We start from the raw sequence: 24,997 nt of genomic DNA on the forward strand, positions 1-24,997 counted from the left end.
CACTCAGGGTGCCGACTACTCGTACTGCAGCGCCTCGAGGGGGTTGAGGCGAGCCGCGCGGCGGGCGGGCCAGATGGCGGCGAAGATGCCGACGACCACCGCGACCACGGCGAACAGGATCAGTTGGGTGGTCGGTACGGCGAAGCTGACCTCGTCCAGACGCGCTGCCAGCAACAGGGCCAGCCCGAGCCCGAGCACGATGCCGATCACGGCTCCGATCAGCGCGGTGATCACGCTCTCGTGCCGGATCATCCGTTTCACCTGCCGCCGGGTCAGACCGATCGCGCGCAGCATGCCGAGCTCTCGGGTGCGCTCGAAGACCGTCAGCACCAGCGTGTTCACGATGCCGAACAGGCTCACGATGACGGACAGCGCCAGCAGCACGTAGAGGACGTTCAGCAGTCCCTTGATGCCGTCGGACTGGGCCTTCTTGAACTCCTCACGGGTTTGCGGCTTCGCGTTGGGGAAGTCGGTCAACGCGGCGCTGAGCGCTGCTGTGTTCGCCGGCGTCACTCCGCCCTGGACACTGAGGAAGGAGTAGATGTTCTGCGGTTGCGGGTTGGTGGCGTCGAAGGCGCTTGTCGAAATGGTGATGTTGCCGAACGGGGAACCACCGGCCGGGGGCTTGAAGATCCCGCGCACCTTGAGGTCGAGGGTCTTGCCGACGACCGTCTGGAGCGGAACGCTCGAGCCCAGTTGCAGGCCGTGCTTGTCCGCGTAGTCGGCATCGACGATCGCGCCATCAGCACCCAGTTCGCCGAGGGCGGCCTGGGAACCGCTCTTCCAGTCGAACGCGAGGACCGCGGGCGCCTGAGCGTCGACCGCCGTGATCGGGATCGTCTCGTCGAAGGCCCGGCCTTGTCCGCCGCGAACACTGGAGATCGACGACACCCCGGGAACGGTCGCGACCGCCGCGGCCACGGTCGGCGGCAACGGGCTGAAGTTGTTCTGCGCCGTGATCGCGTAGTCCCCGCTGAAGATCCGGTCGACCGCGTCCTCGAACGGCCTGATGATGCCTGCGCCGAGGGTGGCGACCAGTGTGACCAGCGCGAGCCCGATCATCAGCGCCGCCGCGGTCGAGGCGGTCCGGCTGGGATCACGCTTGCTGTTCTGGCCGCCGATCTGAACGGCAGACCCCTCCGCGAAGACACTCGGGAAGTCGGCCGGCCACTCAGGCTGCCACGAGCTGACGCGATGACGAAGAGCCATCAGGACGACGATCACGAGCAGCACCGGGTTGAGCACCGCGCCCAGCACGAACCCAGCGGCGCGACTACCCGCCGATCCCGGTCCCCAGAAACCGCGACGAAGCAACCAATACGGCAGCGAGAAGAACGGCCACACGAGCACGGTGAGAACGAACACGGACCAGCGCGCGACCGGATCAGAGGCAGCCGCCAAGGGACGAACGAGCCGAGCCGCGAACAGGGCGATGCCGACGAAGATCAGCAGGACACCGACGGCGAGAGACGCGAGCACCGTCGATGTGCTGAGCCCGTTGACGAACAACCCCACGACCACCAACGCGACCCCGGCAATGGCGAGCAACGCCGCCCCCAGCGGCCGGAACCGGTGGAACCGCCCCGGCGCGAGGGTGGCGCCTTCGCGAACCGCCGCGATCGGTGGCACCCGCGTGGCTCGCCAGGCCGGGCGCAGGCTGGCCAGCAGGGTCACCAGTACGCCGACCAGCAGGGCGACAACCACGGTGCGGGTGCGGAACACGAGTCCGTTGTTGGGCAGGGTGAGCCCGAAGGTGTCGAAGAGCTTGAACAACCCGGTGGCGATACCGAGCCCGAGGAACAGGCCGACGATCGCGGACACCACACCGGTCACCAGTGCCTCGAGTACGACGGAACCGAGCACCTGGCGGCGGGATGCCCCGAGTGTTCGCAGGGTGGCGAACTCGCGGGTCCGCTGCGCGATCGTGATGGACAGCGAGTTCGCGATCACGAATGAGCCGACGAACAAGGCGATCCCGCCGAACACCAGCAGGAACGTCCGGAAGAAGTTGAGGAAGCCGGTGGTGCCCTCAGCGTCCTTGCTCGCCTGGTCGTCCGCAGAGCGCACCTGCGTTCCGGGCGGCAGGATCTTCTGCACCGCGGCGATGGCCTGCTCGGGGGAACTGCCGCTCTTCGCGGCGATCAGGATCTGGTCCAACTTGCCTGGCTTGTCGAACAACCGTTGGGCGGTCGGCAGTTCGAAGCCGGCCAGGGTCGCCCCGCCGATCGACGAGACCGCGCCGAAGTCGACCAGGCCGGAGATGCGCATCCGCTGCGCCGCGTCGCGCGCCTGGACACCGATGGTGTCGCCGACCGCGAACCCCTTCTCCTTGGCGGACTTGGTGTCGATCACCACCTCGTCGGCGGCCGGCCAAGCGCCGTCCACCAGCGCGAGGGAGTTGAACTGCGGAAACTTGGGATTGACGCTGAAGCCGAGGTTCGGCGCGCCACCGAAGACGATCGCCTTGCCGTCCTTGCCGATCAGTTGCGCCTCGCCGGAGACGGCGCCGTCGGCGGCACCCACCTCGGGGAGCGTCCTGACGGAAGCGAGCAGGGACTCGTTGAACGCAGGCGCCCGACCGGTGCCGTCGTCCGACAGGTCGAACGCGGGCTTGCCGGTGATCGCCGCGTCGGTGTTCTTGTAGTTCTCGCTGAAGATCGAGTCGAAGGCCGACGTGATGGAATCGGTGAGCACATACGTGCCCGAGACCAGCGCAACTCCGAGGACGACGCCGATCGCCGTCAGCGCAGTACGGAGTTTGCGGCCGAGCAGGCCACGGAGTGCGAACCGGATCATTGCAGGTCCAGCGTGTCGATGATCTGCAGGATCTCGCGCTGGTTGGTCCGGCCGGTCTCCTTGACGATCTCGCCGTCGGCGAGGAACAGCACCCGGTCGGCCATCGCGGCGGCGCGGGCGTCGTGGGTGACCATGACGGTGGTCTGGCCGTACTCGTCGACGGAACCGCGCATCAGGTCGAGGATCTCGCCGCTGGTCCTGGAGTCCAGGTTGCCGGTCGGCTCGTCGGCGAAGATCACCGTCGGCCGCGACACCAGCGCCCGGGCGATCGCGACTCGTTGCTGTTGGCCACCGGACAACTCGGCCGGCCGGTGCGACAACCGGTCGTCAAGGCCGACGCGGGCGATCAGCTCGTCGAAGTAGGCGTCGTCGGGCTTCTCCCCGGCGATCGTCATCGGCAGCAGCACATTGTCGCGAGCCGTCAGCATCGGTAGCAGGTTGAAGAACTGGAAGATGAAGCCGATGTGCTTGCGCCGCAACCTGGTCAGGTCGTTGTCGCCGAGCGTGGTGATCTCGGTGCCGGCGATCCGCACCGAGCCCGACGTCGGCTTGTCCAGGCCCGCGAGGATGTGCATCAGCGTCGATTTGCCCGACCCCGACGGTCCCATCACCGCGGTCAGCCGGCCAGGCGCGATCTCCACGCTGACACCGCGCAGCGCATTGACGGCCGTGTCCCCTTCGCCGTAGACGCGGACGACGTCGATCGCTTCCACGACAGATTCCTGTACTGCGGTCGCTCCCACGACAGAAGCGTGGTCGTTCGAATACCCCTCCATGCCCGATCGCCCCCTCCGGCGGATCAGCGGCCTCCCCAGGCGGCCCGGTCAACGCCTCCGAGTGTGCTCGCGTCCGGCCGATACCGATAGGGGGTTTTCCCCGGTTCGACCCTGGCGCGCAGGCCGCAACGGCCACCGGTCCTGTTACTGCTGGGGCGGACGGGGCATGAGGTAATTCACAAAACCGCTGGGTCAGCCGGCGGGAAGGTTCACCGCGGCCGGTCGGCGGGAGAGGAAGATTTGTGGCGTCGGACCGGGAAGCGCCTCACGGCGCGTGGCCGCTCGTAGCGGCTTAATTTGGGACCCGGGGCTACCGCGGCCCGACACCTCGATCAGTATAGCCGGTGCGCAAACGCCTTGTCCTGTTGGGTTTCCGCGCCATATCACCCGGACTCGCCGGACGCAAGACAGCTCGCGGACCTGGCAGCCGACTACCAGAGTTGGCCGGCGCGTTCGGTCCGCGCGGCGGTCTGCAACTGGTCGGCCATCTCCACCAGCTTGGAGGCCGAACGGACCTGGTCGTGGGCGTCGTCCGCGAGATGCGCCCGGCCGGTCGCGACGATCCGCGCGAACGCCGCGGCACGATCCAGCGTGGTGGCGAAGTCGCCCGTCGCCACGCCCCGCAGTACGGCGTCGACCATGTCCTTCACCTCGGTCGGCCCCGGTGGATCGGCGACGCCCGCGACCACCGCGTGGACCTCGGCGTACTCGCGGCCGGTGGAGTATTCGCGGGACACCTCCTCGGCGTGCGAGTGCACCCACGAACGGAGCAGGTAGAGCCGCCACAACGTGCCCGGCAGCGAGTCGGAAGGAGCGTCGGACCACAGATCCGCGAGCTCGTCGAGACCGTAGTCGTCGGCGAGCTTGACCACCCGCGCGATCACGTCGGCGTCCTCGGTGGACCGCGCGCCGCGCACGAGCAACTCCGCCGTACGGTGCGCGACCTCGGCCACGGCCGCCGGGTCATGGGCACCGGGCAGCGACTCGAACAGCTTGTTACCCGGCAGGATCGGCCGGCGCGGAGTGGGAACGGTCACCCGCCCATCGTGCCTGACGCCCAAACCCCCCGCAGCCCGACCCGGCCCCGTCGCTACAGTCGGGGGTATGGCAGGTGGGCGTAGTCGGCTGGCGAAGAACATCGTGAAGTATGGCGTGCGGTACGGGCCTATGGCGTTCGAGGCGGTGAAGCATGGGCGGGAGCCGGCACAGCAGGCTGTCCAGGCGGCGCTGGCCAAGCGGTCTGCCCGGAAGAAGGCGATCGAGCACGCGCTGACCGTGCGGGACGGGTCGCTGCTCAAGGTGATCAAGGACGGTCAGGCCGTCTTCTTCGTGTTCAGCGGCGACGCGATCGTGACCACCTACCCGCCGGTTCCGCAGTCGACGTACCCGGAATTGCTGCGGCACGCGGACCTCGATCGCCGGGAGAGCGCGGTCGTGCTGGCCGCCCGGAAATCGAAGCTAGCCGAGCGGCTGCCGAGGCTCGGACGCAAGGGTTGACGCGGCCGTAACATCCAGGACCCGGCTTGGCAACACCTCCCGCGCACTCTGGAAGGACGTTTCCACGAGGGAGGGCGTCAGCATGCTCTGGAAGATCAGGACTGAACTCGCCGACCGGCCCGGTGCGCTGGCCGAACTCGCTGCACGGTGTGGTGCCGACGAGATCAACATTCTGAGCCTCGAGGTCTTCACCGCCGAGTCCGGCGCTGTCGACGAGCTGGTGGTGTCCACCGGGGTGAACTGGACCGCCGAAGACCTGGTCGCACTGGCCGCGGAAGCCGGCTGCGTCCGTACTACGGTGCGCCCGTGCCAGGCTGATGTGCTCAGCGACGCGCCGACCCGGTACCTGCGGGCCGTGCTGCGGCTGATCGACGACCCCGTCTCCGTGGACGACGAGCTGGAGATCCTGCAGGGCTTCGACGAGTACACGCCCGCCGAGTGGGCCCGGGCCGACGTACTGGTGGAGATCGCAGGCAAGCTGGCCGAGCAGCAGCAGGGCTACTTCCAGGAGGGCCCGCGGCCGGGCAGCGGCGTACCGGAGCTACGGAAGGCCAATGTCGAGGATGCCGAGGCCGTAGTGGCCATGCATGAGCGGTGCTCGTACGAGAGCCGCACCCGCCGCTACCACGTGCCCATGCCCAAGCTGACGACCCGTACTGCGAGGCACCTGTCCGCACCCGCGGGTGGCGTCTCCATCGTGGCGTCCGTGGGTGACGCGGTCATCGGGATGGCCACGGCGGCTCCCTGGGAGGAGCTGGGCAGCACGGCGATGGAGGTCGCCGTACTGGTGGAGGACGGCTGGCAGGGGCAGGGCCTCGGCTCGCAGCTACTCCGCCGGGTGATCGTCGAGGCCAGGCTGCTCGGCGCGGACCGTGCAGTGTGCATGGTGCAGCCTGAGAACGTCGCCATGCTCCGCACGGTCGAGGGACTCCGGATGCGGACCAGGGTGGTGCAGGACAGCGGCCACCTGATGATGACCGTCGCCCTGTCCGACCAGAGCCTGTCGCATTCTGTGGATCGGCCGTCGGTGCCCTATCGTCAGACGCGTGCCATCCCTGCCCACCACCGGTCGCAATCCGCACGGTCTACTGGTCAACCTGCCCACGAGCACACGCTCACCGGTGCTGGAGTTGTTCCGTCGGTTCCTGATCGCACTGGGCCTGCTGGGCCTGATGGTGCTGATCGTGGCGGTCGACCGTAGCGGCTACAAGGACACCTACGACGGCCGCGTCGACCTGATCGACAGCATCTACTACGCCACCGTCACGCTGACGACCACGGGGTACGGCGACATCACGCCGGTCACCCCGACAGCGCGCCTGGTGAATGCCTTCCTGGTGACCCCGCTGCGGATCGCCTTCCTGGTAGTGCTGGTTGGCACCACACTGGAAGTCCTGGCGAACGAAGGTCGCCGCATCATGCGCGACACGCGATGGAGGAAGCGCATGAAGGATCATGTCGTCGTCGTCGGCTACGGCACCAAGGGCCGCTCGGCCGTGCAGACGCTGCTCAGCAACGGCGTCAAGCGAGAGAGCGTCGTGATCATCGACCCGCGCGCGCAGGCGGTAGGGGACGCGGGCAACGATCAGATCGCGGCCTTCCACGGCGACGCGACGAATCGGACCGTACTGCGTCGCGCGGAGGTGATGACGGCCCGCGAGGTGATCGTGACGACGGATCGCGACGACTCCGCCGTGCTCGTCACGCTGGCCGTTCGGCAGCTCAATCCGAACGCGCACATCGTGGTGGCGGTCCGCGAGGAGGACAACGTCCCACTGCTCCGCCAGAGCGGCGCCGACGCGGTGGTCACCTCGTCCGAGGCGGTCGGCCGGCTGCTCGGCCTCTCCGCCGTCAGCCCGAACCTTGGCGAGGTGATGGAGGACCTGCTGACGTACGGCGAGGGTCTGGAGGTCGCGGAGCGCCCGGTGCTCGGCCGGGAGGTCGGTAAGGCGCCCTCGTCAGTGCCGGACCGGGTCGTCTCGGTCGTGCGCGACGGGAAGGTCCACCGGTACTACGACTCCTCCGTCTCGGTGCTGGCGGCCGGCGACAAGCTGATCGTGGTCCGCCCCGCCAAAGAAACCCCCTGGGCCGAACGCCCCGGCGCCGACGACCAGGACGACTAAGCCGGGGTTCAGACGGCGAACGGTACTGCGCTGTCGGCCGGTACGGACGCTCCGGCCGGGTGGTGCCAGAGGTCGGCGCGTTCCAGGCGGGGGAGGACCGACTCGCCGAACCAGTAGGCCTCCTCAAGGTGGGGGTAGCCGGACAGAATGAATTCCTCGATGCCGAGGTCGGCGTACTCCTTGATGCGGTCGGCAACTTCTTCGTGGCTGCCGACCAGGGCGGTTCCGGCGCCACCGCGAGCCAGGCCGACGCCGGCCCAGAGGTTCGGGTAGATCTCCAGGTCCTCGGCGCGGCCCTGGTGCAGCGCGAGCATGCGCTTCTGACCCTCGGACTCGCTGCGGTGCAGGCCTTCCTGAACCTTCGCGATCGTCTCGGGCGGGAGGGCTGCGAGCAGGCGCCGAGCCTCGCGCCAGGCGTCCTCGGAGGTGTCCCTGGTGATCACGTGCAAGCGGATGCCGAAGCGGATGGTGCGACCCGCATCGGCGGCCAGCTTGCGGATCCAGGCGATCTTCTCGGCCACCGCCGCGGGTGGTTCGCCCCAGGTGAGATAGACGTCGCTGCGAGCCGCCGCCACTGGTCCAGCCGCTGCCGACGACCCGCCGAAGTAGATCTGCGGGACGGGGTCCGGTACGGCGACCAACCGGGCCTGCTCCACCTTCAGGTGTTCGCCCTCGAAGTCGAAGGGGTCGCCGTGCTCCCAGAGCTTGCGGACGATCGCGAGGAACTCATCGGTGCGCTGATACCGCTCGTCCTTGCTGAGGAAGTCGCCGAACGCCTTCTGCTCGGTGGGTTCACCACCGGTGACGACGTTGAGGAGCAACCGGCCGCCGGACTGGTTCTGGAAGGTGGTGGCCATCTGGGCGGCCAGGGTCGGCACGATCAAGCCGGGCCGGAACGCGACCAGGAACTTCAACCGGTCCGTCGAGTCGAGTAGCGAGGCCGTCGAGAGCCAGGCGTCGTCGCACCACAACCCGGTCGGCGTCAGCGCCCCCTCGAACCCGAGGTCCTCCGCCGCCGAGGCGATCTGGCGAAGGTAGCGGGTGGTCACCTTCCGGTCGCGATGCACCACCTCCGCGCCGTGCCCACCGCCGGTGATGTTCCGCGAGTCCCCGGAGGTCGGCAGGAACCAGTGAAAGGTCAACGTCATCTGAAAGCTCCCGAGTGGCAGGCGAGGAACCAACTTTGGTCATTAAGTCAATGACAATAGTTGACTATCCAACGTCATCCTCCGCCGTCCCGGAATCCGGTCACGTGGTCCGGTGTTGACGGGGCTTGGCAGGGTGCTTAGAGTCTGCGCTGTAAACGATTACAAGAACGATTGCAGGAGCTGGCTGTGAGTCGTCCGACTATTGCCGGGGTGGCCAGCGCTGCCGGGGTGTCGGTGGCGTCGGTCTCGCGGGTGCTGAACGGTCTGCCGGCCACCGCGGAGATGGTCGAGCGCGTGCAGCGGGCGGTCGAGGATCTCGGCTACGTGCCGGACTCGCGGGCCCGGTCGCTCAAGGTCGGCCGCACCTTCCAGCTGACCCTGGCCGTCGCCGACGTCGGTAACCCCGTCTACGTCACGATGATGCGTGCGGTTGAGGAAGTGGTCTCGGCGGCCGGCTATCGCCTGGTCGTCACCACCACCGGCCCCGAGGTGGTTGACGAGGTCGCCCTGGTCCGCGGCATGGCAAGGGGGTACGCCGACGGACTGGTGATCAGCCCGCTGCGCGTCGACGACGACCTGATCAAGTCCATCCGCGAGTGCGACGTGCCCGTGGTCGTTGCCGGTAACGTCCCGGCCAAGGCGGGCGTCGACACAGTTCGCGCCAACTCGCCCAAGGGAGTGGCGCTGGCGGTCGAACACCTGCTGGCCAAGGGCCGGGACCGGATCGCCTTCGTGAACGGCCCGGTCGACACCGTCCCGGGTGCCGCCCGTGCGAAGGGTTTCGCGGACGCCACCAAGCACTACAACCTCAAGGCGGCCGGTGCCATCGAGGCAGCCGACTTCACCTTCGCCGCCGGTCGCGCCGCCGGCAAACAGCTCTTCAAGAAGAGCCGCCCGAGCGCCGTGATCTGCGCCAACGACCTGCTCGCCGTCGGGGTGATGCATGAGCTCGCGGCCTACGGACTCCAGGTGCCCGCGGAGGTCGCCGTGATCGGGATGGACGACAGCGAACTCGCCGAGCAGTCCTTCCCGCCCCTGACCAGCGTGAACCTGGGTTCGGCGGAACGGGGCCGGCGGGCCGCGGAGTTGCTGCTGGCGAGGATCGAGGACGACACCCGGACGCCGCGGCGGATCGTCGTACAGCCGACTCTGAGTGTGCGGAGATCGACCCCGTGAGCGCCGCGACCGTCACCGCCGCGCCGAATCGCACGAACAGTCCGAGGCAGAACACGGAGGCCATCTTCCTGTTCCTGCCCGCGTTGCTGCCGGTGCTCCTGCTCAGCGTGTACCCACTGGTCCGCGGCATCGCCCTCGGCTTCAGCGACGCGCGGGCCGGGCTGAACGTCGAGACGCATTTCATCGGCTTCGGCAACTTCAGCAAGTTGCTGCACAACGGCTTGTTCTGGGACTCGTTCAGGATCGGCCTGATCTGGACGCTGTCCGTCACGATCCTGCAGTTCGTCGCCGCCCTCGGCCTGGCGTTGCTGCTGAACACGAACCTCCGGTTCCGCGGCGTGGCCCGAACCCTCGCGCTGATTCCCTGGGCGATGCCGCCGGTGGTGGTCGCGATCATGTGGCGCCTGCTGCTGCACCCGACCAACGGACCGGTCAACGAGATCCTGCAGAACCTGCACCTGACCGACCACCCGATCAACTTCCTCGGCGATTTCAGTACTGCGCTGCCGGCCGTGATCGTGGTCGGTATCTGGGTCGGGATGCCGATGACCACCGTCACGCTGCTCGCCGGACTCCAGGGCATCGACCGCTCGCTCTACGAGGCAGCCGCAGTCGACGGTGCCGGGGCGTGGCACCAGTTCTGGTCGATCACGCTGCCGCAGCTGCGCACCGTCATCGTCGCGATCACCAGCCTCGACCTGATCTGGAACTTCAACTCGTTCGGCCTGGTCTACGTGCTCACCGCGGGTGGTCCGGGCGGCAAGACGATGCTGCCGATGCTGTTCGCCTACAACGAGGCGTTCCGGTACGGGAACTTCGGCATGGCCGCGGCGATGGGCGACGTGATGGTCGTGATCATCATCGTGTTCCTCGCCTTCTACCTGCGGAACCGGCTGAGGAGCGAGGCATGAGGACCCGGCCGGCCGCGCGGGCCCTGCAGTACGTCGCTGTCAGCTGCTACCTGGTGTTCCTGGGGTTCCCGCTTCTCTGGTTGATCTCCAGTTCGTTGAAGTCACCGCAGGAGTTCGCCAGCATCACCCCGTCGATCCTGCCCAAGCATGTCGACTTCTCGAACTTCACGGACGCGTTGACGGAGCAGGGTCTGGTCCGGTCGATGCTGAACTCGCTGCAGGTCTCGGTGGCGTCCACGGTCCTGGTGCTGATCGTCTCGCTGCCGGTGGCGTATGCGCTGGCGAGATTCCGCAGCCGGCTGCGGCCGATCACCAACGGGTGGATCCTGGTCAGCCAGGTGTTCCCGGTGATCCTGATCGTGATCCCGCTGTTCATGATCCTGCGGCCGTTGCACCTGACGAACACGATCCCCGGTGTGGTGATCGTCTACACGGTCTGGTCGATGCCGTTCGCCCTGTGGATGTTGCAGGGCTATGTCGCCGCAGTACCGCGTGAGCTCGAGGAGGCGGCGTCGGTCGACGGCGCGAGCCGGGTTCGCACCATCGTGGCGATCGTGATGCCGCTGCTGCGGCCGGGGCTGATCGCGACCGCCATGTTCACCTTCATCTCGGCGTGGAACGAGTTCTTCTTCGCCCTGGTACTGCTGCAGGACCCGCAGCTGAAGACGCTGCCGCTGGTGCTCGCCCGCTTCGTCGGGGCCGAGGGCCAGGTCCAGTTCGGACCACTTGCGGCCGCGTCCGTCCTGGCCACCGTGCCGAGCCTGGTGTTCTTCGCCTTCCTGCAACGCCGACTGACCTCCGGTCTGCTCAGCGGCGCGGTCAAGGGCTAAGTGTCATCCCCTGAGGAGAGAAAGAATGTTCAGAAAACCACTCATCGCCTTGATGGCGGCAAGCGCCCTGGTGACGCTTGCGGCCTGTGGCGGTAGCGACAACAACAGCTCGGGCGACCCCGCGCCGGGGGAGAAGGTGACGCTGAAGTTCCAGAGCCTCGCTTTCCAGAAGACCACCGTCGCCGCGACCAAGAAGATCGTCGCGGACTGGAACGCGGCCAACCCGAACATCCAGGTCGAGTACGTACAGGGCAGCTGGGACTCGGTGCACGACCAGCTCGTCACCCAGTTCCAGGGCGGCACGGCGGCTGACATCATCCACGACGAGTCCGCCGACATCACCGGCTTCGCGAACCAGGGCTACCTCGCCGACCTGTCGCAGTACCTGAGCCAGGAGACGAAGGACGCCGTACCGCAGGGTGTCTGGGACACGGTCTCCAGTGGCGGCAAGGTGTTCGCCGCACCGACCCTGCTGCAGTCGTACGTCGTGTTCGGGAACTCCGCGCTCCTGAAGCAGGCGGGGATCTCGACCAGGGGTGATTCGCTCAGCTGGAACGACTTGCAGGCGGACGCCAAGAAGCTGACGGCCGGCGGCAAGTACGGGCTCGGCTGGGGGCTGAAGAGCCCGACCGCGACCGTACTGAACCTGGGGATGAACTTCGACGGGGCGTTCTTCGACGGCACCGGCCGGGACGCCAAGGCGAAGGTCGGCGACGCCGAACTCGAGGTGCCCAAGCGGATCAACGCGATGGCCTACACCGACAAGTCGATCGACCCGACCTCGCTGACCCAGAGCGGCTCCGACGTGCTGCCCGGCTTCTACGCCGGCAAGTACGCGATGATTGTCGGCGGCAACTATGCCGCGCAGCAGATCACCGAGGAGGCGCCGAAGGGCTTCCAGTGGGAGGTGCTGCCGCCGCTGAAGGGGACGTCGACCAAGCAGGCCGCGAACCCGCAGACGCTGTCGGTGCCGGCTGAGGGCAAGCACATCAAGCAGGCCGCGCAGTTCATCGACTACTTCATGAAGGCCGACAACCTGGCCGCGGTCGGTCAGGGCGACTGGCTGATCCCGACCACGCAGGCGGCGCGCGACGCGATCGCCAAGACGACCGGCGGCAAGAACGGCTGGACCCAGACGCTGGCCAGCGGTGCAGAGCTCACCAAGGCGCCGTTCCAGAGCGTGGAGAACTACCCGAAGTGGAAGGACCAGATCGCCACCCCGGCGCTGCAGGAGTTCCTCGCCAACAAGATCGACCTGGCCACGCTGGGCAAGAAGCTCTCCGACGGTTGGGGCCAGGTCAACAGCTGATGCCAGCACAAACCAGCGCCCTCGAAGACAAATCGGTCGGTGCCCTCGTCGGCTCCGCGGTCGGTGACGCGATCGGCGGTGCGGTCGAGGGCTGGACGCCCGAGGCGATCCGGGAGCGGCACGGGGGCTGGGTGACCGGCATCGTCGGGCCCTGGTACGACGACTGGCGCAACGCCCGGCCGATCGCGCCGTACCACAAGGGCGACGGGCACATCACCGACGACACGTTGATGACCCATGCGCTGGTCGAGGTGTACGACGAACGCCGCGAGCATCTGGATGCCTACGCGATCGCCGAGTCGCTGGTGCCGAAGTTGCTGACCGAGAAGCGCTGGATCCCTGAACTGGAAGCGGATGCGCTGTTGCTGCAGCGGGTCTTCCTGGCCGAGAAGTGGCTGGTGACCCGCCTCCACTACGGGCACAACGATCCGCGCGAGGCAGGGGTCGGCAACATCGTGAACTGTGGTGCCGCGATGTACGTCGCGCCGGTCGGGATCGCCAACGCTGGTGATCCCACCGGCGCCTACGCCGAGGCGATCGACCTGGCCGGCGCGCATCAGTCGAGCTATGGGCGGGAGGCGGCCGGGGTGTTCGCGGCCGCGGTCGCCGCCGCAATGGTGCCTGAGGCAACAGCTGCGTCAGCGGTGGCCGAGGCGCTTGCGTTGGCAAAGGACGGAACGCGTGCTGCCGTCGAAGCCGTCGCGGAAGCAGCTGGGGGTCTGGATGACTGGCAGGAGGCGATTCCCGTACTGCGTAAGGCGATCGAGCCGTTCGACACGGTCGGGCCGGACTACCGCGACCAGTCGCTGGACGCGCGTCGGCCGAGTCGCACCAAGGCGATCGAGGAGCTGCCGGTCGCGCTGGGGTTCGTGCTCGTGTCGGGTGGCGATGTGCGGCAGGCTGTGCTCGGTGGTACGAACTACGGCCGCGACGCCGACTCGATCGCGTCGATGGCCGGGGCGATCACCGGCGCGCTGAGCGGGCACACCGGCGTACCGGCGGACTGGGCGGCGACCATCGCCGAGGCGAGCAAGACCGATCTGGAGCAGCCCGGGCGGGTGATGGCTTCGGTGGCGACCGATTTGCACGAGGCCGACGCGCGCCGCTGGATGCGTCGAAGTAGCACGTTGGAGAGACTGGCTCGATGAGACTGACCTGGGTGCAGCCCGAAGATCTGCTGCCGCACCAACTGGTCCAATCCCGCACCGAAGGCGTCGACGTCGCCGACGTCGAGGCCCGCTGGCGAGACGCGGGCGGTACTACGGACGCCCCGGTGTCGGGTGCCTCGGACAAGCCGGCCGGCGGAGAACTGCGGGCGCTGGCGCGCGAGCTCCTCGACGAGCTCGACGCGCGGTCCCCGCAGTGGGTCGAGCCGGCGATTCCGTCGCTGCCGCTGCTTGGTGGTGCGTCGGCGGATCTAGAGCGACGGGTGCTGAATGCCTGGCTCGGACGGGCGGCGGGCAACCTGCTGGGTAAGCCGGTGGAGAAGATTCCGCGCGAAGGGATCCGGGAGATCCTCCAGACCTCGGGGCAATGGCCGCTGACGCGGTACATCACCGCGGTCGGCGTGCCTGCGGAGGTGTTGGCGAGGTGGCCGTGGAACCGGCGGTCGGAGCCGACCAGCTTGCGTGAGGTCATCGACGGGATGCCGGAGGACGACGATCTCAACTTCGCGATTCTGGCGCTGCAGCTGTTCGAGAAGCATGGCGATGCGCTCAGCACAGAGCACGTGGCACTGGCGTGGCTCAATGACCTGCCGGCCGGCCGGGTGTTCACTGCGGAGCGGGTGGTCTATCGCAATTTGCTCGACGGGGTGGATCCGCTGCAGGCTGCCCGGGCGAGGAACCCGTTCCGCGAGTGGATCGGCGCGGAGATCCGGACGGATGTCTACGGCTGGGTCCACCCGGGCGATCGGACCGCGGCTGCGCGGCTCGCTCTGACGGACGCGCGGCTCAGCCACACCGGCGCCGGAGTGGATGGTGCCGTCTGGGTGGCCGCGATGTCGGCTGCCGCGCTGGTGCTCGACGACCCGACAGAGGTGGCCCGCGCCGGCCTTGAGGCGGTGCCGGCTGATGGTGAGATCGCCCGGGCTGTCCGCTTCGGGTTGGAGCTTGCCGATGTTGAGCTGGACGAGGCGCTCGACCGGTTGCATTCGCAGTACGGGCATCTGCACTGGGTGCACTCGGTCAACAACAGCGCCCTCACGGCGTACGCGCTGACGGCGCCCGATTTCGCCACCGGTATCGGTCGCGCGGTGATGGGCGGCTGGGATACTGACTCCGCCGGCGCGACGGTCGGCGCCGTCCTTGGCGCCGTACTCGGGGTTCCGGCAGAGTGGACGGGGCCACTCGACAACCGGCTGGCCACGAGTCTGCCGGGGATGAACCAGGTCGCGATCGACGAGCTCGCGGCTCGGACGGTGGCTGTGCAGAGTCTTGAGGGGGCGGCGGGGCGTGGTTGAGGTCGTAGTCGTGGGGAGCGCGAACGTGGACCTGGTGTTGCCGGTCCAGCGGATCCCACGGCCCGGCGAAACGGTTCTGGCCACGGGGCTGACGCGTGGTCCGGGTGGGAAGGGTGCCAACCAGGCGGTTGCCGCGGCCCGGGCGGGAGCGGCGACGGCCTTCGTCGCCTCGCTGGGTGCCGATGAGTCCGGAGAGTTGCTGCGGGCGGCCCTCGGCGACGCTGGCGTCGACCTCTCGCTGGTGTCGACGACGGACACTCCGACCGGTACGGCGATCATCACGGTCGCGGCCGACGGGGAGAACGCGATCACTGTCGCGCCTTCGGCCAATGCCGAGTTGAAGCTGTCCGGCGAGGCCCTCGAGGCGCTGCGGGAGGCGAAGGTTGTCCTTGCCCAGTTGGAGATTCCGTTCGAGACGGTGCAGGCTGCGGCCGAAGCGAGTTCTTACTTCATCCTGAACGCGGCGCCGGCTGCCGAGCTCCCCGACGAACTGCTCGCCCAGGTCAACCTGCTGGTCGTGAACGAGACCGAGGCCGAGGCGATCGGTGGTTCGCTGCTCGACCGGGTGCCTGCTGCGGTAGTGACACTGGGTGGTGAGGGCGCGTTGATTCTGTCCCGGGATGGCGCGGAAATTCGTATCCCGGGCGTGTCGGTCGAGGTGGTCGACACGACGGCTGCGGGCGACACCTTCTGCGGGGTGCTCGCGGCGACGTTGGCTGCGACGTCAACTACAGGGCGCGACCTGACGAATGCGGTCCGACGCGCTAACGTTGCTGCTTCATTGAGCGTTCAAGCCGCGGGGGCGATCCCTTCGGTGCCTCACGGGGAAGTCATCGACGCGCGTTATGCGGAGGTATACCTGTGAACCCCCTCGTGCCCAGGCCGATCGATCTCCCCGCAAAGGTTGATCTCGGCCTGCGCGCCGATCTGGCCTTTCTCGACGACGCCAAGATCATCGGGGCCCCCGAGGATCCGGCCGACCTGCCCCGCTGGCGCGGCAAGGTGGCCGAGTGGTTGATCGGCGCCTACGACCGGACCCCGTACGACGGGTCGCACTACGAGGTGCCCGGTCGCGAGTGGACCCAGACGGCGTACTCGGTGGCGCTGGTCTGGTTGTGGGACGACCAGCTCTACGACGTGGAGACCGGGAAGTTCACGCCGGAGAAGTTCGTCCAGCATGGCGTCGAGGACTTCGGCGGGTACGACGCGGTGGTGCTGTGGCACGCGTATCCCGTGATCGGGATCGACTCGCGGAACCAGTTCGACTTCTACCGCGAGGTCCCCGGCCTCAAGCAACTGGTTGACGACCTGCACCGGCTCGGGCTGAAGGTGTTCTTCGACTACAACCCGTGGGATGTCGGGACCAGGCGGGCGGCCCGGTCCGACGCGGACGAGTTCGCCGCACTGGTGGCCGAGCTCGGTGTCGACGGCGTGTTCCTCGACACCCTGAAGGAGGGCGATCCGGCGTTCACCAAGGCGTTGCAGAGGGCGAACCCGGCGATCGCCTTCGAGGGCGAGTCACGGTTGCCGATGGCAAGGATCGGCGACCACGCGCTGTCGTGGGCGCAGTGGTTCGCCGACACCCGGGCCCCCGGCGTACTGCGTGCGCACCTGTTCGAGCGCCGGCACATGATGCACCACACCCGTCGGTGGAACCGCGACCACAGCGACGAACTGCAGTCGGCCTGGGTGAACGGCGTCGGCATGCTCGTCTGGGAGTCGGTGTTCTCCGCCTGGGTCGGCTGGAACGCGCGGGACCGGGCCACGCTGCGCCGGATGGTCGCGGCCCAGAGAGCGTTCTCCGAGATTCTCATCAACGGCGACTGGATCCCGTTGACCCCGGAAGTGCCGGACAAGGCCCGCGAGCACGGCGTCTTCGGATCCCGGTTCGAGTTGGCCGACGTCACCTTCTGGACGCTGATCAACCGCGACGACGAGGACTTCGAAGGCGTGGTGCTGCGCTCGGAGGATCAGGTCGGCGACTGGTACGACGTGACCTCCGGCGTGCCGATCACCGCTGACGACGACGGCGTGCAGCTGGTCGTGCCGGGACGCGGAGTTGCCGGTGTGGTCCGTGTCGGCGCGACCGCCGGCCAGACCTGCCGGGCGACCGCTCGCCGGCTCGGCACGATGTCGCGGCCCCATCTTCGCGACGCCGCCTTCCCGGTTGCTCCCGTGGTGCGGGTTCCCGTTCCTGAGGTCGACGGTGCCGCTGCGATCGGGCCGGTCGTGCAGGTGCCGGCGGGGGAGCGCTCTCTGACGGTTCGGCACCGGCGCCGCGAGACAGGCCTGTACGACCAGGCGCCGTACGTGGAGGAGTGGAAGCCTCTCCCGCCACGCCTGCACGACACTCAGACCGGGAAACGGGAGGTCGCGCTCTCTGAGATCTCGGTCGCGATCCGGGAAGTGACGAACGCGGACTACGCCGAGTTTCTGTCCGCGACCGGTTACCGGCCGCTGGTGGCGAACCGGTTCCTCGCGCACTGGGTCGACGGGGCTCCCGCGGCCGGGACAGAGGAGCAGCCGGTCACGTATGTCGATCTGCCGGATGCGCGCGCCTACGCGGCCTGGCGCGGCGGACGGTTGCCGACCGAGGACGAGTGGCAGGTGGCGGCCGGGCTGGAGGGGTTCACCCGCGCCGAGCCGCTGGTCTGGAACCTGACCGAGAGCGAACACCGCGACGGCCGCAGCAGGTTCTGCATCCTCAAGGGCGGCTCGTGGTTCGTCGCCGAGGGCTCTGACTGGTATGCCGACGGCGGACCGAAGGCCCCGGAAGTCAGCTTCAAGCTGGTCCTCACCGGCGGCGGCCTCGACCGTTCGGAGTCCATCGGCTTCCGGTGCGCCGGATGAGCAACAGACCCGCGCCGTTGGAAGGCGTCAAGGTCCTGGAAGCGGCGACGCTCTTTGCGGGACCGCTGGCGGCGACCTTCCTGGGCGACTTCGGCGCGGACGTGACGAAGATCGAGCACCCGGCGCGACCGGACGCTGCCCGCGGGCACGGGACCAGCAAGAACGGCGTCGGCCTGTGGTTCAAGACCCTCGGCCGGAACAAGCGGCTGGCCACGCTCGACCTGTCGCAGGGACGCGAGGTGTTCCTCGGCCTGGTTCGTGCGAATGACGTGCTGGTGGAGAACTTCAGGCCAGGCACGCTCGAGCGCTGGGGCCTCGGCCCCGACGTCCTGCTCTCGGTGAACCCCCGCCTGGTGATCGCCCGCGTGACCGCCTTCGGCCAGGTCGGTCCCTGGTCGAACCGCCCCGGCTTCGGTTCCCTGGCCGAGGCGATGAGCGGATTCGCCGCGGTGACCGGCGAACCCGACGGCCCGCCGACCCTGCCGCCGTTCGGTCTGGCCGACGGGATCACCGCCCTCGCCACCGCGTACGCCGTACTGGTGGCCTTGCGGGAGCGGGATCAGTCGGGCCGGGGGCAGGTGATCGACCTGGCGATCATCGAGCCGATCCTGATGATGCTCGGCGGCGGGATCACCGCGTACCAGCAGACGGGCTATGTCCAGCCGCGACTGGGCAACCGCTCGTCGAACAACGCCCCGCGGAACGTCTACCGGACCGTCGACGGGCGCTGGGTCGCGGTCTCCACGAGTTCGCAGAGCATCGCCGAGCGGGTGGTCACGCTGGTCGGCCGGCCCGATCTCGTCGCGCAGCCCTGGTTCGGGACGGGCCGCGAGCGGGCCGAACACGCCGCTGAGCTGGACGAGGCCGTCGGATCCTGGATCGGGGAGCGCTCTCTGGACGAGGTCATGCTCGCCTTCGAGAAGGCGGAGGCGGCGGTCGGCCCGGTGCACGACATCCGCGGCATCATGACGGACCCGCAATACGCGGCTTTGAACACGATCGTCGAGGTGGACGACGAGGAACTCGGGGGACCGGTCCAGATGCAGAACGTGCTCTTCAGGCTCTCCGAATCACCCGGCTCGATCCGTTGGGCGGGTCGCCCGCACGGGGCGGACACGGACGCAGTACTGGCCGAGATCGGTGTCACGCCTGAGCAACTCGCAGCGTTGCGAGAACGCGGCGTGGTCTAGTGTTCCGCCAGCGTCATGCCACCTCGCCGAAGGGACACTAGATGCTCACCGCGCTCTACGTCCCTGCGAACAGGCCCGACCGGTTCGCCAAGGCTGTTGCCGCAGGCCCGGATCTCGTCGTGTTCGATCTGGAGGACGCCGTACCGGTCGGCGACAAGGATGACGCGCGGGGCTGGGCCATCGCCTGGATCGCCGCGCGTGCCGGGGGATCGCTCGAGGTGCGGGTGAACGCGCCAGGTTCTCCTTGGATCGCCGACGACCTGGCCGCGCTGGCCGCAGTACCGGAGGTTCGGGTGCGGGTGCCGAAGGTGGAGACCGCGGACGACGTTCGGTGGGTGCTCGACCAGGTGCCGACGGCAAAGATCACCGCGCTGATCGAGTCGCCGTTGGGACTGGAGAAGGCGTTCGAGATCGCGACGGCCGATCCGCGGGTGGTCGCGGTCGCGCTCGGCGAGGCGGACCTGGCGAGTTCGCTCGGTGCCGAAGGTTCCGTCGGACTGGCTTGGGCGCGAGGGCGACTGGTGTCGGCGTCGCGTGCGGCCGGGCTCGGGGCGCCGATGCTGTCTGTCTATCCGCACGTGAACGACGAGGAGGGCTTGCGTCGGACGTCGCTCGAAGGTCGTGCGCTTGGCTTCGTCGGACGGGCGGCGATCCATCCCCGGCAGCTCGCGGCCATCGTCGAAAGCTTCACTCCGCCGGCGTCCCAGGTCGCCGAGGCCGCGGAGTTGCTGGCCGCCGTCGAGAAGGCCGGCGTTGCTGAAGGCGGCGTGATCGTGCTGCCCGACGGCCGGATGGTCGACTCCGCCATGCTCGGCCGCGCCCGCGAACTCACCACCCTGATGCAGGAGATCGAGTCCCGGCAGAGTTAGGTTGGTTGCATGCTGCCGCGCGTGGTTGATGCCGTGGTGATCGGCTCGGGCCCGAACGGGCTGGTGAGTGCGATCACGCTGGCCGACCTGGGCTGGGACGTGCTGGTGCTGGAGGCCGCCGGCCAGTTCGGCGGTGCTGTGCGCTCGGAGGAGAGCGACGGTTGGATCAGCGACCGGTTCAGCTCCAGCTATCCACTCGGAGTGGCGTCTCCTGTACTGCGGGCGCTGGACTTGGAGCAGTTCGGTCTGCGCTGGGCGCATGCACCGCTGCCGTTGGCACACCTGGTGGAGCCATCGGTGGCAGCGGCCATCTACCCCGATCCGGCCGCGACTGCGGCGTCCATCGGGGTGGACCACGCTGCCGATGGTGATGCGTGGCTGCGGCTCTACGAACAGTATGTGAAGATCCGCGAACCGTTCCTGCAGTCGTTGCTCACGACTTGGCCGCCGGTCGGTCCAGGGCTCCGGCTGACGCGCAGGCTCGGCTCGGCGGGAGAGTTGGCCCGGTTCGCCAGGTTCATGGCGATGCCGATGCACCGGATGGCTCAGGAGTTGTTCCAGGGAACGCGAGGTCGCGCGCTCCTGGCCGGGAACGCGTTTCACGCGGACGCGCCCCTGACGGGCAGTGTGAGCGGCACGATGGGCTGGCTGCTCGCGATGCTCGCCCAGGACGTCGGCTTCCCGGTTGCCGCCGGCGGTTCCGGCTCCCTGTCCACGGCCCTGGTCCGCCGCGCCGAGAAGGCCGGTGCGATGCTCGTCTCCGGTACGCCGGTCGTCGGGATCGACGTGTCCTCCGCGAAGGTGACGGGCGTCCGCACGGCCTCCGGCGAACGGGTCTCGGTCCGCCGCGCGGTGATCGCCGACACCTCCGCGTCGACGCTGTACGAGGAGTTGTTGCCCCCGGCAAATGTCCCGGCCGGGCTGCGCCGGGATCTCGAACACTTCGAGTGGGACTACCCGACCGTCAAGGTGAACTACCGCCTGAGTGAGCCGATCCCGTGGCAGGCGCGTGAAGCCTGGGAGGCTGGGGTCGTCCACCTTGGCGGCACCGCGGACGAGCTCGTCCACACCTCGGCCGATCTCGACACCGGGCGGTTGCCGACGGCACCTTTCTTGCTGATCGGCCAGACCAGCAAGGCGGATCCGTCCCGCTCGCCGGCGGGCACCGAGGCCGTCTGGGCGTACTCGCATCTCCCGCGCGGCATCGCCGACGACCCGTCGGCCGAGAAGCTCGCCATCCGGATGGACCGCGCCATCGAACGCCACGCGCCGGGCTTCCTGTCCCTGATCCTGGACCGGGATCTCCAGCGACCGAGCGACTTCGTGGCAGCGAACGCGTCGCTCAGCATGGGGGCACTCGGCGGCGGAACCTCCCAGCTCCACCAGCAGCTCATCTTCCGCCCGACCATCGGCCTGGGAAGTCCGCGTACGGTCGTCACCGGCCTGTACTTGGGCAGCTCCGCGATCCACCCGGGCCCCGGGGTCCACGGCGCTTGCGGGCACCTGGCTGCTCGCACCGCAATCCGCGACGCCTCCGTCCTCGGCCCCCTCACCCGCGTCCCGCTGACGGCGGCACTCCGCCACCTCCAGCGCTGATGCGGGCTGGCCTCGTTGAAGGGTGGACAGTGGCGACGGTCGAGGAGTTGCTCAGGGAGCTCGCGCCGCAGGTGCTGGGCTTTCTGGCGCGGCGGCATGGGCAGTTCGACCTGTGCGAGGACGCCGTCCAGGAGGCCCTGCTCGCGGCTGCAACCCAGTGGCCGACCGACGGTATCCCGGCGAATCCGCGCGGCTGGTTGATCACCGTCGCCGGCAGGAAGCTGACCGACCAGTTCCGGAGCGAGAACGCGCGCCGCCGCCGAGAGGACGCCGTCGCCTCGATGGCCGGGCCCGACGAGCTCGTCACCCCCGGCGCCGACCACGACCGGCCGCCGGAGTCCGACGACACCCTCACCCTGCTCTTCCTCTGCTGCCACCCAGCGGTCACTCCCGCGTCACAGGTCGCGCTCACGCTGCGAGCGGTCGGTGGTCTGACCACGGCCGAGATCGCGAAGGCGTTCATGGTGCCGGAGGCGACGATGGCGCCCCGGATCAGCCGGGCCAAGAAGAGCATCAAGGCGGCCGGCAGCCGTTTTGTCCTGCCGCCGGAGGAGGAGCGCGCCGATCGCCTGCGGGTGGTGCTGCAGGTTCTCTACCTGATCTTCAACGAGGGCTACACGGCCAGCTCGGGACCCGAGCTGCAGCGGGTCGAACTCACCGCGGAGGCGATCCGCCTCACCCGGCTGCTCTATCAACTGCTCCCGAACGACGGCGAGGTCGCCGGCCTGCTGGCGTTGATGCTGCTCACCGACGCCCGTCGCGCGGCTCGCAGCCGGCCCGACGGCAGCCTGGTCCCGATCGACGAGCAGGACCGCAGCCTCTGGCTCCGCGAACCGATCGACGAAGGCGCCGCCCTGATCCTCAGGACCCTCGCGCGCGGAGAGGTCGGCTCGTACCAGCTCCAGGCGGCCATCGCCGCGATCCACGCGGAGGCGCAGAGTCCCGAGGACACCGACTGGCCGCAGATCCTCGCGCTCTACCAGCTGCTCGAGAAGGTCGCCCCGAACCCGATGGTCACCCTCAACCGCGCGATAGCCCTCGCCCAGGTCGAGGGCCCACAAGCCGGCCTCGACCTCCTGGCCACCCTTGACGACGACAACCGCATGACCGACAACCACCGCCTGGACGCCGTCCGAGCCCACCTCCTCGAACGCCTCGGCAAGCTCCCCGAAGCCCGCACCCACTACCTCGCCGCAGCCCGCCGCACCACCAGCCTCCCCGAACAGCGCTACCTAACCGCCAAAGCCGCGGCTATCTCCACAGCTACCACCTGACCGCCGGGGGCCACCTGGGCTGTTCACCTTCAGGGTCGCGGCGAGGTGGGGAACGATGGTCCGGGGGCAACGAAGGCGAGGAGCCCGCCGCGCTGTGGTCGTATCCGCTGCTGGACGCCTTTGTCAGGCGTGGCTGTGGATAGCGGGTCAGTCGCGGTCGTCGTCAGCGTGCACGCGATAGTTGCCTGAGGCACCACTCAGGGCTGGTCGTCGTTGGTGATGGGGTGGGTGCCGGTGTGGTCGACGCGGAACTTGAAGCCGTGTTTGGTGGTCCATTCCAGGGCGTGGTCGTCGAGGGCGCGGACTGTCCAGTCGGCGTGGGTCTTGACCCGGTGGCTGAAGCGTCGCAGCGGCCGGAGGTTGCTGGTGCTGGTTTGTCCCGGTGGCCCGGTCGGGTCGAACGGGACGACGTGGTCGAGGTCGGTGCTGGTGGTGGTCTCCCCGGTCCCGTAGGGGAACTGCTCGACCGGGTAGGTCAGCTTGACGCGTTCCCGGATCCGGTGCGGGATCTCGTAGGCGTTGACGCTGACGTGGTCGTTCAGGTCGATCACCGGCTGGACGGTGATGCGGTCGTGGCCGAGCAGTTCGGCCAGTTTGGCCGCGAACACGGGCCCGAAGGCTTCGACGCGCGCGGTTCCTGCACCGGCGAGCAGCGTCTCGTCGGTGATATGGACATACAGCTTGATCCGCCCGGGTCTACGCCCACCGGACCCACCACCACCACTGCCGTTGGTGTTGGTGTCGGCGGCGTGTTTGATCGCGGCGAGTTTCGCGGCCAGGTCGTGGCGTGCGGCGGCGTCCATGCCCCACACGATCTGCTCGGCCCTGCCGCGGCCGGTGCGGGGTCCGTAGCGGCTGGCCGCGTCCAGCGGCTGGTCCGGGTGGCCGGGGTGCGGCGCGTCCCGGTCAGCCTCGGTATCGGCGCCGGGTTCGTCGGCGAGGAACAAGTCACTAGCCGGTTGCCCGTCCCGGGTCACCTCGACAAACTGCGCGTCGCCGGCCCGCTCGGCGTCAATTGTCGTCGGAGGGTTACCCGCCGGCGCGGCGCCGCTGCGCGGCCCGAAGTCCTCGGTGGCCGGGGCCTGGTCTGCCGGGGTGAGTTCCGCGTCGGTGGCCGACGCGGAGCCCTCACAAGTCGCTGCGCCCGGTGCTGCCTCGGCCTGCGCCGGGTCGCCTGCCCGGGCCGGGTCGGCCGCGGCGGTCGGGGCGTCGGTTGCAGCCGGCGCATCGGTGCCGTCGTCACCGGTGGTGGGGTGGTGGCGGGTGGCGAGGTATTGGGCGACCTGGAGGAGTTCGTGGGCGAAGGCCGGGTCGGCCAGGATCCCGAGCGCCTTGGCGCGGCGCTGGTCCAGGCTGTCGGGGTCACCCAACGCGGCCAGCGCGTCGGCGATCTGGCCCAGGGTCGCGTCGAACCGGATCACGTCACCACTGGCGGCCTTCACGAACAGCGTGGTGGTGCCGTGCTGGTCGGACTGGCCCGGCCAGGCGCCCCGCTCGCGGGCCTTCTGCTCGGCCGCGGCCCGGGCCGCGGCCGGGTCGGCGTCCCAGACCGCGGCCTTGACGATCGTCTTCACCTGATGCGCGCTCAACGAGTCCACCACCCCCGCGACCCGCGCATCGACCAGCGCGGCCGCCTCGACCGACAGACCCAGACACGCGGTCGCGATCAGCCGCGCCTTCCAACCCGTCGCCTGACCCGCCTCGACCCGGGCCCAGGTCAACGGCAGCCGATGCCGCAACGCGAGCGCCTGACCGATGAAGTTGCCGCCCGTTTCGGAGGTCACCCCCAGCACCGCGGCGAACTCCGCGACCGCGAACTCCGCCACCGCCGGACACCCCGCGCCCCCATAGACAACGCCACGCTCGCCGCCCGGCAGCCGCTGGTCGTCGGGCACCCTCGCCGGGCTCGGATGCAGGTCGGCGTAGCGCAGCGCCAGCTGGAGGACCCTGATCTCGGACTCGCCCTGCAGGGCGTACCAGTCGCGGGTCGCGGCGAGCGTCTCGGCCGCACCCAACTCGGTCACATCCCCTGCGAACATGTGTTCGACCCTACGCCCGCCCGGGGACCGTCAGCAAACCCGCAACCGTCCCGTTTTCCCTTATCCACAAGGAGAAAACATCACATCCGCCGGACAGCATTAGACGTGTAGGCGGCTTGTCAGTCGCCCAAGGTGACCGGGTGCGGCGAACG

20 protein-coding genes are annotated in these 24,997 nt (G+C 68.8%); 15 read left to right on the forward strand and 5 right to left on the reverse strand.

All coding sequences use genetic code 11. From position 1 onward, the window contains the following. Nucleotides 1–15 precede the first annotated feature (15 nt). From ABD210_RS18615 to ABD210_RS18625, 3 genes are all read right to left on the reverse strand, one after another. Complete coding sequence (locus tag ABD210_RS18615) at nucleotides 16–2,796, reverse strand: ABC transporter permease (RefSeq protein WP_344112922.1); 2,781 nt, start codon at nucleotides 2,794–2,796, stop codon at nucleotides 16–18. Next, entirely contained in the window at nucleotides 2,793–3,572 is a 780-nt protein-coding gene (locus ABD210_RS18620) for an ABC transporter ATP-binding protein (RefSeq protein ID WP_344112923.1), read from the reverse strand. Before ABD210_RS18620 ends, ABD210_RS18615 begins: the two co-directional genes overlap by 4 nt. Before the next feature lie 431 nt (nucleotides 3,573–4,003). Continuing rightward, nucleotides 4,004–4,609 carry a hypothetical protein gene (locus ABD210_RS18625; protein WP_344112924.1) on the reverse strand — a complete coding sequence of 202 codons (606 nt, stop codon included), beginning with the start codon at nucleotides 4,607–4,609 and terminating at the stop codon, nucleotides 4,004–4,006. Nucleotides 4,610–4,676: 67 nt separating this feature from the next. On the opposite strand from ABD210_RS18625, the gene ABD210_RS18630 reads away from it, so the two are divergent. The 3 genes from ABD210_RS18630 (at nucleotide 4,677) to ABD210_RS18640 (ending at nucleotide 7,192) form a co-directional block, all read left to right on the forward strand. Further along, nucleotides 4,677–5,069: a hypothetical protein gene (locus tag ABD210_RS18630; protein WP_344112925.1), complete on the forward strand. Its 393-nt coding sequence runs from the start codon at nucleotides 4,677–4,679 to the stop codon at nucleotides 5,067–5,069. An 82-nt stretch (nucleotides 5,070–5,151) separates the two neighbouring features. Beyond that, nucleotides 5,152–6,270, forward strand: a complete 1,119-nt coding sequence (locus ABD210_RS18635) for a GNAT family N-acetyltransferase (protein WP_344112927.1) — start codon at nucleotides 5,152–5,154, stop codon at nucleotides 6,268–6,270. After that, on the forward strand, nucleotides 6,242–7,192 hold the full coding sequence (locus ABD210_RS18640; RefSeq protein ID WP_344114120.1) for a potassium channel family protein: 951 nt from the start codon (nucleotides 6,242–6,244) through the stop codon (nucleotides 7,190–7,192). The genes ABD210_RS18635 and ABD210_RS18640 overlap by 29 nt, the downstream gene beginning before the upstream one ends. An 8-nt stretch (nucleotides 7,193–7,200) precedes the next feature. Here the strand turns inward: ABD210_RS18640 and ABD210_RS18645 are convergent, their stop codons facing one another. Next, on the reverse strand, nucleotides 7,201–8,340 hold the full coding sequence (locus tag ABD210_RS18645) for an LLM class flavin-dependent oxidoreductase (protein ID WP_344112928.1): 1,140 nt from the start codon (nucleotides 8,338–8,340) through the stop codon (nucleotides 7,201–7,203). A gap of 186 nt (nucleotides 8,341–8,526) precedes the next feature. Here ABD210_RS18645 and ABD210_RS18650 point away from each other — a divergent pair, with 186 nt between their 5' ends. Genes ABD210_RS18650 through ABD210_RS18705 form a run of 12 tightly spaced genes read left to right on the forward strand, consistent with a single transcriptional unit; the run spans nucleotide 8,527 to nucleotide 22,806 of the window. Next, a complete protein-coding gene (locus ABD210_RS18650) occupies nucleotides 8,527–9,516 on the forward strand; it encodes a LacI family DNA-binding transcriptional regulator (RefSeq protein WP_344112930.1) in 990 nt (329 codons plus the stop codon). Continuing rightward, nucleotides 9,513–10,427 carry a carbohydrate ABC transporter permease gene (locus ABD210_RS18655; RefSeq protein ID WP_344112931.1) on the forward strand — a complete coding sequence of 305 codons (915 nt, stop codon included), beginning with the start codon at nucleotides 9,513–9,515 and terminating at the stop codon, nucleotides 10,425–10,427. The genes ABD210_RS18650 and ABD210_RS18655 overlap by 4 nt, the downstream gene beginning before the upstream one ends. Next, nucleotides 10,424–11,257, forward strand: a complete 834-nt coding sequence (locus ABD210_RS18660) for a carbohydrate ABC transporter permease (RefSeq protein ID WP_344112933.1) — start codon at nucleotides 10,424–10,426, stop codon at nucleotides 11,255–11,257. Before ABD210_RS18655 ends, ABD210_RS18660 begins: the two co-directional genes overlap by 4 nt. A gap of 25 nt (nucleotides 11,258–11,282) precedes the next feature. Then, nucleotides 11,283–12,566 carry an ABC transporter substrate-binding protein gene (locus ABD210_RS18665; protein WP_344112935.1) on the forward strand — a complete coding sequence of 428 codons (1,284 nt, stop codon included), beginning with the start codon at nucleotides 11,283–11,285 and terminating at the stop codon, nucleotides 12,564–12,566. Beyond that, nucleotides 12,566–13,714, forward strand: a complete 1,149-nt coding sequence (locus ABD210_RS18670; RefSeq protein ID WP_344112937.1) for an ADP-ribosylglycohydrolase family protein — start codon at nucleotides 12,566–12,568, stop codon at nucleotides 13,712–13,714. The genes ABD210_RS18665 and ABD210_RS18670 overlap by 1 nt, the downstream gene beginning before the upstream one ends. Continuing rightward, the gene (locus ABD210_RS18675) at nucleotides 13,711–15,027 is read left to right on the forward strand and encodes an ADP-ribosylglycohydrolase family protein (protein ID WP_344112939.1); all 1,317 of its coding nucleotides are present in this window, start codon (nucleotides 13,711–13,713) and stop codon (nucleotides 15,025–15,027) included. The genes ABD210_RS18670 and ABD210_RS18675 overlap by 4 nt, the downstream gene beginning before the upstream one ends. Then, nucleotides 15,020–15,892: a ribokinase gene (locus ABD210_RS18680; protein WP_344112941.1), complete on the forward strand. Its 873-nt coding sequence runs from the start codon at nucleotides 15,020–15,022 to the stop codon at nucleotides 15,890–15,892. Before ABD210_RS18675 ends, ABD210_RS18680 begins: the two co-directional genes overlap by 8 nt. Then, entirely contained in the window at nucleotides 15,889–17,877 is a 1,989-nt protein-coding gene (locus tag ABD210_RS18685; RefSeq protein WP_344112944.1) for an SUMF1/EgtB/PvdO family nonheme iron enzyme, read from the forward strand. The genes ABD210_RS18680 and ABD210_RS18685 overlap by 4 nt, the downstream gene beginning before the upstream one ends. After that, nucleotides 17,874–19,067, forward strand: a complete 1,194-nt coding sequence (locus ABD210_RS18690) for a CaiB/BaiF CoA transferase family protein (protein WP_344112945.1) — start codon at nucleotides 17,874–17,876, stop codon at nucleotides 19,065–19,067. Before ABD210_RS18685 ends, ABD210_RS18690 begins: the two co-directional genes overlap by 4 nt. Nucleotides 19,068–19,108: 41 nt before the next feature. After that, nucleotides 19,109–19,936 carry an HpcH/HpaI aldolase/citrate lyase family protein gene (locus ABD210_RS18695; RefSeq protein WP_344112947.1) on the forward strand — a complete coding sequence of 276 codons (828 nt, stop codon included), beginning with the start codon at nucleotides 19,109–19,111 and terminating at the stop codon, nucleotides 19,934–19,936. 9 nt (nucleotides 19,937–19,945) lie between these two features. Then, on the forward strand, nucleotides 19,946–21,532 hold the full coding sequence (locus ABD210_RS18700; RefSeq protein ID WP_344112948.1) for a phytoene desaturase family protein: 1,587 nt from the start codon (nucleotides 19,946–19,948) through the stop codon (nucleotides 21,530–21,532). Further along, nucleotides 21,532–22,806, forward strand: a complete 1,275-nt coding sequence (locus ABD210_RS18705) for an RNA polymerase sigma factor (protein WP_425552685.1) — start codon at nucleotides 21,532–21,534, stop codon at nucleotides 22,804–22,806. The genes ABD210_RS18700 and ABD210_RS18705 overlap by 1 nt, the downstream gene beginning before the upstream one ends. A gap of 197 nt (nucleotides 22,807–23,003) precedes the next feature. On the opposite strand, the gene ABD210_RS18710 is transcribed toward ABD210_RS18705, so the two are convergent. Continuing rightward, nucleotides 23,004–24,845: a hypothetical protein gene (locus ABD210_RS18710; protein ID WP_344112951.1), complete on the reverse strand. Its 1,842-nt coding sequence runs from the start codon at nucleotides 24,843–24,845 to the stop codon at nucleotides 23,004–23,006. Nucleotides 24,846–24,997: the final 152 nt, after the last annotated feature.

The sequence above is a fragment of the Kribbella alba genome, from assembly GCF_039529635.1.
GTDB classification, from domain to species: domain Bacteria; phylum Actinomycetota; class Actinomycetes; order Propionibacteriales; family Kribbellaceae; genus Kribbella; species Kribbella alba.

Coding starts and splice junctions, on each gene's coding strand:
- ABD210_RS18615 (WP_344112922.1), bottom strand. CDS start 2,796: ATGATCCGGTTCGCACTCCGTGGCCTGCTCGGCCGCAAACTCCGTACT.
- ABD210_RS18620 (WP_344112923.1), bottom strand. CDS start 3,572: ATGGAGGGGTATTCGAACGACCACGCTTCTGTCGTGGGAGCGACCGCA.
- ABD210_RS18630 (WP_344112925.1), top strand. CDS start 4,677: ATGGCAGGTGGGCGTAGTCGGCTGGCGAAGAACATCGTGAAGTATGGC.
- ABD210_RS18635 (WP_344112927.1), top strand. CDS start 5,152: ATGCTCTGGAAGATCAGGACTGAACTCGCCGACCGGCCCGGTGCGCTG.
- ABD210_RS18640 (WP_344114120.1), top strand. CDS start 6,242: ATGGTGCTGATCGTGGCGGTCGACCGTAGCGGCTACAAGGACACCTAC.
- ABD210_RS18645 (WP_344112928.1), bottom strand. CDS start 8,340: ATGACGTTGACCTTTCACTGGTTCCTGCCGACCTCCGGGGACTCGCGG.
- ABD210_RS18660 (WP_344112933.1), top strand. CDS start 10,424: ATGAGGACCCGGCCGGCCGCGCGGGCCCTGCAGTACGTCGCTGTCAGC.
- ABD210_RS18665 (WP_344112935.1), top strand. CDS start 11,283: ATGTTCAGAAAACCACTCATCGCCTTGATGGCGGCAAGCGCCCTGGTG.
- ABD210_RS18670 (WP_344112937.1), top strand. CDS start 12,566: ATGCCAGCACAAACCAGCGCCCTCGAAGACAAATCGGTCGGTGCCCTC.
- ABD210_RS18675 (WP_344112939.1), top strand. CDS start 13,711: ATGAGACTGACCTGGGTGCAGCCCGAAGATCTGCTGCCGCACCAACTG.
- ABD210_RS18690 (WP_344112945.1), top strand. CDS start 17,874: ATGAGCAACAGACCCGCGCCGTTGGAAGGCGTCAAGGTCCTGGAAGCG.
- ABD210_RS18695 (WP_344112947.1), top strand. CDS start 19,109: ATGCTCACCGCGCTCTACGTCCCTGCGAACAGGCCCGACCGGTTCGCC.
- ABD210_RS18700 (WP_344112948.1), top strand. CDS start 19,946: ATGCTGCCGCGCGTGGTTGATGCCGTGGTGATCGGCTCGGGCCCGAAC.
- ABD210_RS18705 (WP_425552685.1), top strand. CDS start 21,532: ATGCGGGCTGGCCTCGTTGAAGGGTGGACAGTGGCGACGGTCGAGGAG.
- ABD210_RS18710 (WP_344112951.1), bottom strand. CDS start 24,845: ATGTTCGCAGGGGATGTGACCGAGTTGGGTGCGGCCGAGACGCTCGCC.